Genomic DNA, 12,302 nt, shown 5'->3' with positions numbered 1-12,302 from the left:
ATGAGTTTGCTCAATATCGGGATGTCGGGGCTCAACGCCGCTCAAGGATCGTTGTCGGTCCTGAGTAACAACATTGCCAACGTCAACACCCCGGGATACTCGCGTCAGCAGACCACCCAGAACGCCAGCGCCAGTAATCAGTACGGTGGCGTGTACATCGGCAGCGGCACGACCCTGGCGGATGTGCGCCGCATCTATAACGATTTCTTGGGCGCCGCTTACCAGAGCAGCACGGCCCTCAACAGCGACGCCACCGCCTACGCGGGCCAGGCGGCTGCGATTGACAAGACCCTGTCTGACAAGTCCACCGGCATGTCTGCGGTGCTCAGCGCGTTTTTCGCGTCCCTGCAGACCGCGGCAGCGACCCCCAGCGACGTGTCCGCGCGCCAGCTGCTGGTGACCAGCGCCCAGACCTTGAGCGACCGCTTCAACGCGATCTCCACCCAACTGACCCAGCAAAAAGAAAGCATCAACAGTCAGCTGAGCACCATGAGTGATCAGGTCAATAAGCTGACGTCGTCGATTGCGTCGCTGAACACGCAAATTTCAACCGCCCAGGGCTCGTCGACCAGTGCGCCGGCCAACCTGCTGGATGCGCGTAACGAGGCAGTGCGTTCGCTCAACGAGCTGATCGGCGTAACGGCCACCGAGAAGAACGGCCAGTTCAGCATCACCACCGGCACCGGCCAGTCGCTGGTCGAAGGCGGTGTGGCCAACACGATTTCGGCGGTGCCGAGCAAAACCGACAACAGCCAGTACACCATTCAGCTCAACATGGGCGACACGCCGATGGACATCGGCAACGTGGTGTCCGGCGGCAGCATCGGCGGCCTGTTGCGTTATCGCAGTGATGCGCTGATGCCGGCCATCAATGACCTGGGCCGCATTGCCATTGCCACCGCTGACAGCGTCAACAGCCAGTTGGGCCAGGGCCTGGACCTGAACAGCGATTTCGGTTCTTCGTTGTTCAGCGACATCAACAGCGCCGCGGCCATCACCCAGCGTAGCCAGGCAGCCTCGGGCAACAGCGCAGGTTCGGGCAACCTGAATGTGACGATTGCCGACAGCAGCAAGCTCTCGACCTTCGACTACAAAGTCACCTTCACCAGCGGCAACCAGTACAACGTGGTGCGCTCCGACGGCAAAGCCATGGGCTCGTTCGACACCACCACCACGCCGCCGCCCGTGATCGACGGCTTCACCCTGGCACTGGATGGCAAGGGGCCGATGGCTGCCGGTGACAGCTTCAAGGTCAGCCCGACGGCGACCGGGGCCAGCAACATCAGTGTCGACCTCAAGGACCCGAACAAGCTCGCGTTCGCGGCGCCACTGGCCGGTAATTCCAGCACTACCAACACCGGCACCGGCACGTTCACACCACCGACATTGACGCTGCCGATCGATATCAATGGCGGCGCCGCCAGCGCGCAATTGCGCACCGGGATCGAAAACTCGATGCCAGTGAAGATGGTGTTTGGCAAGCCTGCGGCAGACGGCACCCAGTCCTACACAGTGAGCGATGCCCAGGGTAACTCGATCGGCACCGGCAGCATCATTCCGGGCCAGGGCAACAAGGTCTCTATCAGTGTGCCAATGCGTGATGCCAGCGGTACGTTGATTCCAGGCAAGAGCTTCAGTTTCGACACCACCGTGGCGGGAGCGCCCGCCAACGGCGACAGCACGACCTTTTCGTTCAACAGCGGCGCCACCTCCGATGGCCGTAACGCTCAGCAATTGCTGGGTTTGCAGACCAAGGCGACGGTCGGCGCGGTAGATGGCAATGCGGGCGTGAGCTTGGTCAGCGCCAACAGCCGGCTGGTGTCCCAAGTCGGTTCCAAGGCTGCCCAGGCCAACACCGACAGCACCGCCACCGGCGCATTGCTGGCCGCGAACAAGGCGGCCAGCGACTCCGTGTCCCAGGTCAACCTGGATGAGGAGGCGGGCGACATGATCAAGTTCCAGCAGTACTACACCGCGTCGTCGCAGATCATCAAGGCCGCGCAAGAAACCTTCAGCACACTGATCAACGCCCTTTAAAGGAGTCTGGAACGATGCGTATCTCTACACAGCAGTATTTCGACACCAGCTCCGCCAAATATCAGGATAACTATTCGGGTGTGGTGAAGGCTCAGGACCAGGCCAGTTCCGGTGTGCGCGTGCAGACCGCTTCGGATGATCCGGTAGCCGCCGCGCAATTGCTGATGCTGCAACAGCAGAAAGATATGCTGGGCCAGTACAACGGCAACATCACCAGCCTGCAAAACTCGCTGACCAACGAGGAAAGCGTGTTGTCGAGCATCAACACGGCCATGCAAACCGCCAGCGGCCTGGCGTTGCAGGCGGGTAACCTCAAGCTCAGCAATGACGACCGCAAGGCTATCGCCGCTCAGGTCGGCGCGCTCGAAGACCAGGTGTTGGGTTTGCTCAACACCAAGGATTCCAGCGGCAACTACATGTTTTCCGGGGCCAAGACCGACACGCCGCCCTACAGCCGTAACAACGATGGCACCTACACCTACCAGGGTGATGAGACGCCGCTGAGCCTGCAAGTGTCGAGCAACTTGACGGTTGCCGCGGGCGATACCGGCAAGACGCTGCTGGAAAGCTCCGGCAACACCGGTCGCACTCAGGCGACGATTTTGCCGCCGGCGGTCAACGACGGCAAAATCGCGATTTCGGCGGGCCTGGTCACCTCGGGCACCGCTTACACGAAGAATTTTGCCGATGGCCAGCCGTACAAGCTGACCTTCTCCAGCAGTACCCAATACAGCGTGACCGACAAGGACGGCAACGACGTTACGTCCGAGATCACCGGTAACGGCACATTTGATTCCACCAAGGAAGGCGCGTCCAGCGTCAACCTGCGCGGGGTCAAGTTCGACATCAGCCTGAACCTTGGGTCTGATGTGGCCTCGGGCGCGCCGTCTGACGCGCTGGTGGCGGGCAAGGCCTTTACGCTGGAGAGCAAGCCGGACACGTTCAGCAGTTCGCGTACAGCCAGTAATCCGTCGACGGCGCAGTTGACCGGTGGCCGGGTCACCGACCAGGCAGCCTACGCCAGCACCTTTCCGAACTCGGGCGCGGTGATCAAGTTCACCAGCGGCAATGACTATGAGGTGTACGCCCAGCCGTACTCGGCGAACAGTAAATCGATTGCCACGGGCACCATGGCCACCGGCGCGACGTCGATCACGGCTGCCGGGGTGACCTTCGATGTGAGCGGCGCGCCGGGGGCGGGTGATCAGTTTTCGGTGAATGCCACCAGCAACAAGAACATGAACGCCCTGGACACGCTGGGCCAACTGCGCAAGGCGCTGGAAACCCCGGCAGATGGCGACCCGGTGGCCATGAACAATCTCAAGGACGTGATCAATACCTCCATCGGTAACCTGGCCAACGCTTCGGCGCAGATCGACCAGGTGCGTGGCTCGATTGGTGCCCGCCAGAACGCCCTGGATATCCAGAGCCAGGAAAACACCAGCCTGGGGCTGGCCAACACCTCCACCATGTCATCGCTGGCGAACGTTGACATGGGCCAGGCGGCCATTGACCTGACATTGCAGCAGACCATGCTGCAGGCTTCGCAGCTGGCGTTTGTGAAGATCTCCCAGTTGAGCCTGTTCAGCCGCATGTAACGGGCGAGCGTACAAGCGGCCCACCCTGGCAACAGGGTGGGCCGTTGTCGTTTCTGGGGCCGAGAATGTTGCAGGGTTTTGCACAAAGCGCACAAAATTGAGTGACCTGTGAGTCATAAAGCGCATCTTCACTGTATCGTGTGAAAAGGATAAGTCGTCGCAGGGTCTTTGCGCGGGGGCTTTCAGCGATATTTTTACGGGGTTATCCCCTTTATTGTCAGCGCTCCCGGCGTAGCCCGAGGGGTGTTATCCAGCTATTTAGTATTGGGAAGCCACAATGATTGGCATAAAAAGCATCGCCAGTTACGTGCCGGCAGACGGGGTCGATAACTACGCCCAGGGCGCCAAATTCGCCAAGGATGAGGACTTCATCATTGGCAAGATCGGTTCGGCGTTCCTGCCGCGCAAGGATGCTGCGCAGGAAACCTCCGACCTGTGCGTCGAGGCGGTCAACGCCTTGTTTGCCAACAACCCTGATTTGAAGCGCGAGTCGATCGACGCGCTGATCGTCGTGACCCAAAACGGCGATGAGGAAGGCTTGCCCCACACGGCCGCCATCGTCCAGGACAAACTGGGCCTGCCAACCCATGTGGCGGCGTTTGATATCTCGCTGGGTTGCTCGGGCTATGTCTACGGCATCTACGCGATGAAAGGCTTCATGGAAGCCACCGGCCTGAAAAACGGCCTGCTGATCACCGCCGACCCGTATTCGAAGATCGTTGACCCGGAAGACCGCAACACCACCATGCTCTTCGGCGATGCCGCCACTGCCACCTGGATGGGTGAAGATGCGCCGTGGTTGCTCGGCAAGTCGAAGTTCGGCACTGACGGTTCCGGTGCGCCGCACCTGAAGGTCAGCGATGGCGTGTTTTTCATGAATGGCCGCCAGGTGTTCAACTTTGCCCTGCTCAAAGTGCCGGCGCATCTGCATGAGCTGCTCAACGAATCGCAGCTCAAGGCTGACGAAATCGATGCCTTCTGCATTCACCAGGGCAGTGCGGCGATTGTCGACGCCGTGGCGCGGCGTTTTGAAGATGCCCCGGTGGAGAAATTCATCAAGGACATGGTCGAGACCGGCAATACAGTGTCTTCCAGCATTCCGCTGCTGCTTGAAAAGCACATGATGGACGGCGACTGGAAGCGTGTCGCGATCAGCGGATTTGGGGTTGGCTTGTCGTGGGGTTCGGCGATTCTCTATCGTCCGTGATGCCCTGATAGAGCTGCACACGAAAACGCCCAGGCTTGTAAAAGCCTGGGCGTTTTTTATTTGGCGCCAGAAAACCCAGTATTTGCGGGCGTGTGGGCTATCGTAAATGCTTGAATTACAAAGGATGGCCCGTTGCTAGTAAAAAAAATCAAAAAAGTCCTCAAGCAACCTGCATTCACGACGATAACTATTACGAAGGTTCTCTAGGCCACACCCGGCGGTTGCCAGGGCCGGAAGCCGCAGTACACCACCCACGAGGATTTCGTCATGGCTTTAACAGTAAACACTAACCTTGCTTCGTTGAACGTTCAGAACAACCTGAACAAGGCTTCCGGCGCCCTGCAAACTTCGATGCAGCGTCTGTCCTCCGGCCTGCGTATCAACAGCGCCAAAGACGACGCGGCCGGCCTGCAAATCTCCAACCGTCTGACCAGCCAGATCAACGGCCTGGGCGTTGCAATCAAAAACGCCAACGACGGTAGCTCGATTGCTCAGACCGCTGAAGGCGCAATGCAGCAGTCCACCAACATCCTGCAAAGCATGCGTACCCTGGCTCTGCAATCCGCCAACGGCTCGCCAAGCGCTGAAGACCGTAAGTCGAACCAGGCTCAATACGCAGCGCTGACTGCTGAATTGACCCGTATCGCTACCACCACTACCTTCGGTGGCAAGAACCTGCTGGACGGTTCTTTCGGTACTACTTCGTTCCAGGTCGGCGCCAACGCCAACCAGACCATCGACATGAGCATCGGTAACGTTGCAGCCAACAACATTGGTTCGCAGCAGCTGAAAACTCAAGGCGTAGCGCCAAGTGCAACCGGCGTTGCCGGCGGCGCAATCACCGTTACCGGTGGCGGCCAGTCGACCAACCTGACCATCGCTGCCGGCGCTTCCGCCAAGCAGATCGCTGCTCAAATGAACGGCGCTGTCGGCGGCCTGGCTGCTACTGCCAGCACTGTTGCCCAGTTCTCCGTTGACTCCACTGCCATTGCTGCTGCCAGCCCTGCCAGCGCCAACTTCACCCTGAAAGTCGGCAGCGGTACTGCTGTCCAGTTCACTGGCGTGACCAGCACTTCGGACCTGGCTGATCAGCTGAAGTCCAACGCTGCCAAACTGGGCATCACCGTTAACTACGATTCGACCACCAACGCTTTGTCGGTCAAGTCCGATACCGGTGAGAACCTGACCTTCAACGCTGGCGATGCCGGTGCTGTTGCAGGTGTCAAGGTTGCTACTCAGGACGGCAGCGGTGCATTCGGCACAGCCGTTGCACTGGACGCTGGCCCGATCGTCGCTACTGGCGCAGTGTCGCTGAACTCCTCCAGCAGCTACTCGCTGAGCGGCGCCGGTGTGACCGGTCTGTTCGCAGCTACTGGTACTGCTGCCAACTCCACCAAAACCACCGTCAACAACACTGACATCACCACTGCTGCCAACGCACAGAACTCGATCGACGTGATCACCCAGGCGATCTCGGACATCGACTCCCAGCGTGCCGGTCTCGGTGCTGTACAAAACCGTTTCGACAACACCGTTGCCAACCTGCAGAGCATCTCGGACAACTCCAGCGCCGCTCGCGGTCAGATTCAGGACGTTGACTACGCTGCAGAAACTGCTCAGCTGACCAAGCAACAAACCCTGCAACAGGCTTCCACTGCGATCCTGTCCCAGGCCAACCAACTGCCTTCCGCTGTGCTGAAGCTGCTTCAGTAATAGCCATCGGTAGATGAATGACGGAAGGGCGCGTTTACGTGCCCTTTTGTCTTTTGCGTGATGAGGAGATTGGGCATGGACATGAGCGTGAAGTTGAACCTGTCTTATCCGGCAGTGGCGCCACAGAGCGCTCCTGCTCCCGTGAACAACGACCCGCAGAAAACCAAGGTTGATCCTTTGGCTGCGACGGTCCAACCCAAGCAGGACTCGAAGCCGTCCGACCTTGAACAGGCGGTCACGGATATTCGCAAATTCGTCCAGGCTGCCCAGCGCCACCTGGACTTTTCAATTGATGACTCCACCCATCAGGTAGTCGTCAAGGTCATAGCGACCGAAAGCGGCGAGGTCATTCGTCAGATCCCATCGGAAACGGCATTGAAACTCGCACAAAGCCTTCATGACGCCAGCAGCGTATTGTTTGACGCCAAAGTCTGAGCTGGCATGAATTTTGTTGCTGTAGCTGCTTTAGGCGTCGTCCGTCAATAAAGCGCCAGCCCCGGATCAGGAGAAGAATCATGGGTGATATATCAGTTAGCGGCCCCGTTACGGGCATTGATACCCAGCAGATCGTGACGGCATTGGTGAACGCGGAACAGGCGCCGAAGCAATCGCAGATCAACAAGCAGACGCAAACGTCGACTGCCCAGCTGTCCTCGATCGGCAAGATTCAAGCCGCGCTGGATGCCTTCCGTGGTGCCATGGACAACATGACCAAGGACGCCAGTATCGGCGGCCTGACGGCGACGACGTCGGATGCCAACGTGTCCACCGTGACCTTGGGTGCCGGTGCCTCTGCGGGCAGTTATCAGCTGATCGTCAACCAGTTGGCGACCGCCTCGAAGGTTGCTACTCAGAATTATTCAACCGGCGCGAAAACCGTCGTCAATACCGGCACCACCGCGACGACCCTGGAAATTTCCCAGTCTGGTCAGAGTTACGGGGTCAGTGTTCCGCCAGGCGCGACGCTGCAACAAGTGCGTGACTCGATCAACGCGCAATACAGCAGTGTTGGCCTGAGTGCCAACATCCTGACTGACGCCACCGGTTCTCGCCTGGTCATGACCTCGACCAATACCGGCGCCGGCACGGACATTACCCTGGGGGGTAACTCCGGCCTGCAAGCGGGTTCGTCGGTTGTGGGTGATCCACCGCAAAACGCTAAATACACCATTGACGGCACGGCTCAGGAATCCAAGAGCAATACCCTGACCGAGGCGATCAGTGGTGTGAGCATCAAGTTGACGGCGGTGTCGCCTCTGCCTGCCGGGGTTACAGGGACGCTCCCTGACGGCGTTACGCGCGTGTCATCGACCATTACGGTCACCCGCAGCAACGACACCCTCAAAAGTTCGGTGAAGGGTTTTGTCGACACCTACAACGCGTTGATGACGGCCATGAACACCGAGACCGCGGTCACCACCAACGCGGACGGTTCCACCACGCGCGCTGCGCTGACAGGCGATGCCACCATGCGCTCCCTGCAGACCGCGTTGCGTAGCGAGCTGAACGCAATGACGGGCACGGGCACGTTGAAGTCCCTGGCGCAATTTGGCGTGAACACGGACTCCGGCACCGGCAAGTTGAGTATCGACGACAAGGTGTTCGGTGCAGCGATTGCCACCAACCCCACCGACATCGGCGGCATTTTCAACGGTGACAATGGCTTGCTGGCGCGCATGAAAAGCGCGACCGACAGCTATGCGCTGAGCAACACCGGCGTGCTGGCCACGCGTTCGTCGACGCTGTCGGACGATCTCAAGGACCTGCAGAACCAGCAGGACACCCTGACCGCGCGTATGGCTGCCCTGAAGACCAGCCTGACCGCCAAGTACACGACGATGAACAACCTGGTGGCCCAGCTCACCAGTCAGCGTTCCAGTGTCATGAGCACGCTCAACGCGCTGAACAAGACGTCTTCGGACAGTTGATCCCGATGAAGCCGCCCGCTGGTGATTACCGCCATCGGGCGCCGCCTTCAGCCGACTTGCGGTTAAAGTTTTTTGCGACCCAGTCGACATATTAGTCAGAGCCCATCCTATTTAGCTGTTGCCTGTCACGAGGTAGAAACATGAATCCCATGAGAGCCCTTCGCCAATACCAGAAGGTCAATTCCCATGCCCAGATCTCCGAAGCCAGCCCGCACCGTCTGGTCCAGATGCTGATGGAAGGCGCGTTGGATCGCATGGCTCAGGCCAAAGGCGCCATGGCTCGTGGTGATATCGCGCAAAAAGGTTTGCTGCTGGGCAAGGCGATCGACATCCTGATCGGCTTGCGTGATGGCCTTAATCCGGAAAAAACCGATGATCCGGCCGCGTTGCAGCAGTTGGACAATCTGTATGCCTACATGACCACGCGCCTGCTGGAAGCCAACAGCAAGAGCGATGTCGCCATGATCGACGAAGTAGCCGGCCTGATGATTACGCTCAAGGAAGGCTGGGACGGTATTGCAACACTGTAGGCCTGTTGGCCTGAGGATGATGTCATGAGCCACGCCCTGCAACGGATTGACGAGACCCGCGAAGCCTTGGTTGACGCACTGGCCCACCGTAACTGGGACGCTATCGGCGAACTGGATATGGGGTGTCGTGCGGTGATCGATGAGGCGCTCAACAATGCGCCGGTGGACGAGGATGCCCTGCGGGAAAAGCTGCAAAGCTTGCTGGCGGTGTATCAGCAGTTGCTTGAGGTGACGACTGGCGAACGCCAGGCGATTTTCGAAGAGATGTCGCAGATCAACCGAGCGGAAAGCGCGTCAAAGGTTTACCATCTGTTCGGCTGAATGGGCTCAGTTAATCCGAACGGCGCGTCATATATTTGACTGTGCCAGCATTTTTGACTTAACTAGTGCTGTTTTCAGATTTCAGACGTCTAGTAGGGTAAGAAATCTTACAAACGTCTAGATTGCCCTCACTCTGGGGCAGAGCGTTTTACTAGGGAAGTTGCTATTGCATGTGGCGTGAAACCAAAATTCTGCTGATTGATGACGATAGCGTCCGCCGCCGCGATTTAGCGGTAATTTTGAATTTTCTTGGTGAAGAAAATTTGCCCTGCGGTAGCCATGACTGGCAGCAGGCGGTCAGCTCTTTGTCATCGAGCCGTGAAGTCATCTGTGTGTTGATCGGGACGGTCAACGCTCCTGGCGCAGTTCTGGGCTTGTTAAAGACACTGTCTACCTGGGATGAGTTCCTTCCGGTGTTGCTGATGGGCGATATTTCTTCCGTGGACCTTCCGGAAGACCAGCGCCGCCGCGTGCTTTCCACCCTGGAAATGCCGCCCAGCTACAGCAAATTGCTCGACTCCCTGCACCGTGCCCAGGTCTACCGCGAGATGTATGACCAGGCCCGCGAGCGCGGTCGTCATCGCGAACCCAACCTGTTTCGCAGCCTCGTCGGCACCAGCCGTGCGATCCAGCACGTGCGCCAGATGATGCAGCAAGTGGCCGATACCGACGCCAGCGTATTGATCCTCGGCGAGTCCGGTACCGGCAAGGAAGTGGTCGCACGCAACCTGCACTATCACTCCAAGCGCCGCGACGGGCCGTTCGTGCCGGTCAACTGCGGGGCGATCCCGGCAGAGTTGCTCGAAAGCGAACTGTTCGGCCACGAGAAGGGCGCCTTTACCGGGGCGATCACCAGCCGTGCCGGGCGTTTCGAATTGGCCAATGGCGGCACCCTGTTTCTTGACGAAATCGGCGACATGCCGCTGCCGATGCAGGTCAAGCTGTTGCGCGTGTTGCAGGAGCGCACCTTCGAGCGCGTGGGCAGCAACAAGACCCAGAGCGTCGACGTGCGCATCATCGCGGCCACGCACAAAAACCTCGAAAGCATGATCGAGGTCGGCAGCTTCCGCGAAGACCTGTACTACCGCCTCAACGTATTCCCTATCGAGATGGCCCCGCTGCGTGAGCGCGTGGAAGACATCCCGCTGCTGATGAACGAACTGATCTCGCGCATGGAGCACGAAAAGCGCGGCTCGATTCGCTTCAACTCCGCCGCGATCATGTCGCTGTGCCGTCACGGCTGGCCGGGCAACGTCCGCGAGCTGGCCAACCTGGTCGAGCGCATGGCCATCATGCACCCGTACGGTGTGATCGGCGTGGTCGAGTTGCCGAAGAAATTCCGCTACGTCGACGACGAAGACGAGCAGCTGGTAAACAGCCTGCGCAGTGACCTGGAAGAGCGCGTGGCCATCAACGGCCATACGCCGGACTTCGGTTCCACCGCCATGCTGCCGCCCGAAGGCCTGGACTTGAAGGACTACCTCGGTAGCCTCGAACAAGGCCTGATCCAGCAGGCGCTGGACGATGCCAATGGCATTGTCGCGCGCGCCGCCGAGCGCCTGCGCATCCGTCGCACCACCTTGGTGGAGAAGATGCGCAAGTACGGCATGAGCCGTCGCGAAGGTGACGAACAGGCGGATGATTGACGCCTGTTTTTTAACTGACTGATAGATAGGTCTATTTTTTTCGGCACGGGTATTGCTACAGCCCTCGCAACGTTCCGTTTAACTGACGGTCAGCCAGCGAGAGAGCATGATGCCCCACGCCGCCAAACTTTCTTCAGCCCCTGCTATTCCTGGGCTGGTTCCGTGCGCAGAGCCGCTGACCCGGCAGGGTCTTGAACAGGCGTTCTCGCAGTTCAACCAGATGTCGAGCCAACTGACCGACTCCTACAGTCTGCTGGAAGCGCGGGTTTCCGAGCTTAAAGGCGAACTGGCAGTGGTCAGCGCCCAGCGCATGCAAGAGCTGGCCGAAAAAGAGCGTCTGGCCAACCGTCTGCAAAACCTCCTCGACCTGTTGCCCGGCGGCGTAATCGTCATCGATGAAATGGGCCGTGTCCGCGAAGCCAACCCGGCCGCGCGTGACTTGCTGGGCGAGCCGCTGGAAGGCGAGCTGTGGCGCCAGGTGATTACACGCTGCTTTGCGCCGCGCGAAGACGACGGCCATGAAATCTCCCTCAAAGACGGCCGGCGTCTGTCCATCGCCACCCGTTCCCTGGACGCCGAGCCCGGCCAGCTGGTGCTGCTTAACGACCTGACTGAAACCCGTCACTTGCAAGACCAGTTGGCGCGCCATGAGCGTTTGTCGTCGCTGGGGCGGATGGTCGCTTCGTTGGCGCATCAGATCCGCACGCCGTTGTCGGCCGCGTTGATCTACGCCAGTCATTTGACTGATGAGCAATTGCCAGCCGCCACCCACCAGCGATTTGCCGGTCGCCTCAAGGAGCGCCTGCATGAATTGGAGCACCAGGTGCGCGACATGCTGGTGTTTGCCCGCGGCGAATTGCCGCTGACCGACCGCGTCACGCCATCCGCGCTGATGCAGTCGCTGCAAGCGGCAGCCGCCACGCATATCCAGGACGTCAACGTGCGCTGGCAGTGCGACAGCCACTTGGGCGAGTTGCTGTGCAACCGTGACACCCTGGTCGGCGCGTTGCTCAACCTGATCGAAAACGCCACCCAGGCCAGCGGCCCGGGTGCGCGGCTCAAAGTGCACCTCTACACCCGCGACCAAACCCTGCGCCTGTGCATCAGCGACAGCGGCAGCGGCATCGACCCGGTCGTGCTGCAGCGCCTGGGCGAACCGTTTTTTACCACCAAGACCAACGGCACGGGCCTGGGCCTGACCGTGGTCAAGGCAGTGGCGCGTGCACATCAGGGAGAATTGCAGCTGCACTCCCGGTTGGGGCGTGGCACCTGTGCATTGATGACCTTGCCGCTGTTTTCCAGCGCGGCAAGCGCGGAGTAAA

Annotated in this window: 10 protein-coding genes; all 10 read left to right on the top strand. The window is 59.5% G+C overall.

Features of this window, described 5'->3' with window-relative positions:
* Entirely contained in the window at positions 1–2,037 is a 2,037-nt protein-coding gene (gene flgK, locus NTD89_RS14015; protein ID WP_242195637.1) for a flagellar hook-associated protein FlgK, read from the top strand.
* A 14-nt stretch (positions 2,038–2,051) separates the two neighbouring features.
* On the top strand, positions 2,052–3,635 hold the full coding sequence (locus tag NTD89_RS14010) for a flagellar hook-associated protein 3 (protein WP_262208277.1): 1,584 nt from the start codon (positions 2,052–2,054) through the stop codon (positions 3,633–3,635).
* A gap of 277 nt (positions 3,636–3,912) precedes the next feature.
* On the top strand, positions 3,913–4,842 hold the full coding sequence (locus tag NTD89_RS14005; protein WP_145158895.1) for a ketoacyl-ACP synthase III: 930 nt from the start codon (positions 3,913–3,915) through the stop codon (positions 4,840–4,842).
* A 267-nt stretch (positions 4,843–5,109) separates the two neighbouring features.
* Positions 5,110–6,555, top strand: a complete 1,446-nt coding sequence (locus NTD89_RS14000; RefSeq protein WP_145158893.1) for a flagellin — start codon at positions 5,110–5,112, stop codon at positions 6,553–6,555.
* Positions 6,556–6,630: 75 nt separating this feature from the next.
* Positions 6,631–6,990 carry a flagellar protein FlaG gene (locus tag NTD89_RS13995; protein ID WP_262208275.1) on the top strand — a complete coding sequence of 120 codons (360 nt, stop codon included), beginning with the start codon at positions 6,631–6,633 and terminating at the stop codon, positions 6,988–6,990.
* 80 nt (positions 6,991–7,070) lie between these two features.
* Complete coding sequence (gene fliD / locus NTD89_RS13990) at positions 7,071–8,483, top strand: flagellar filament capping protein FliD (protein WP_262208273.1); 1,413 nt, start codon at positions 7,071–7,073, stop codon at positions 8,481–8,483.
* Between the two features lie 140 nt (positions 8,484–8,623).
* Positions 8,624–9,013, top strand: a complete 390-nt coding sequence (fliS, locus tag NTD89_RS13985; RefSeq protein ID WP_106576450.1) for a flagellar export chaperone FliS — start codon at positions 8,624–8,626, stop codon at positions 9,011–9,013.
* A gap of 24 nt (positions 9,014–9,037) precedes the next feature.
* Complete coding sequence (locus tag NTD89_RS13980) at positions 9,038–9,334, top strand: flagellar protein FliT (protein WP_145158887.1); 297 nt, start codon at positions 9,038–9,040, stop codon at positions 9,332–9,334.
* Positions 9,335–9,504: 170 nt separating this feature from the next.
* Positions 9,505–10,980 carry a sigma-54 dependent transcriptional regulator gene (locus NTD89_RS13975; RefSeq protein WP_262208271.1) on the top strand — a complete coding sequence of 492 codons (1,476 nt, stop codon included), beginning with the start codon at positions 9,505–9,507 and terminating at the stop codon, positions 10,978–10,980.
* 109 nt (positions 10,981–11,089) lie between these two features.
* Complete coding sequence (locus NTD89_RS13970; RefSeq protein ID WP_145159573.1) at positions 11,090–12,301, top strand: sensor histidine kinase; 1,212 nt, start codon at positions 11,090–11,092, stop codon at positions 12,299–12,301.
* The last annotated feature ends 1 nt before the right edge of the window (position 12,302 follow it).

It is taken from the genome of Pseudomonas sp. 14P_5.3_Bac1, from assembly GCF_025466135.1.
In the GTDB taxonomy this organism is placed as follows: Bacteria; Pseudomonadota; Gammaproteobacteria; order Pseudomonadales; family Pseudomonadaceae; genus Aquipseudomonas.
Note: the sequence above shows the minus strand (reverse complement) of the source record. Positions and strands in the feature narration are given on the sequence as shown.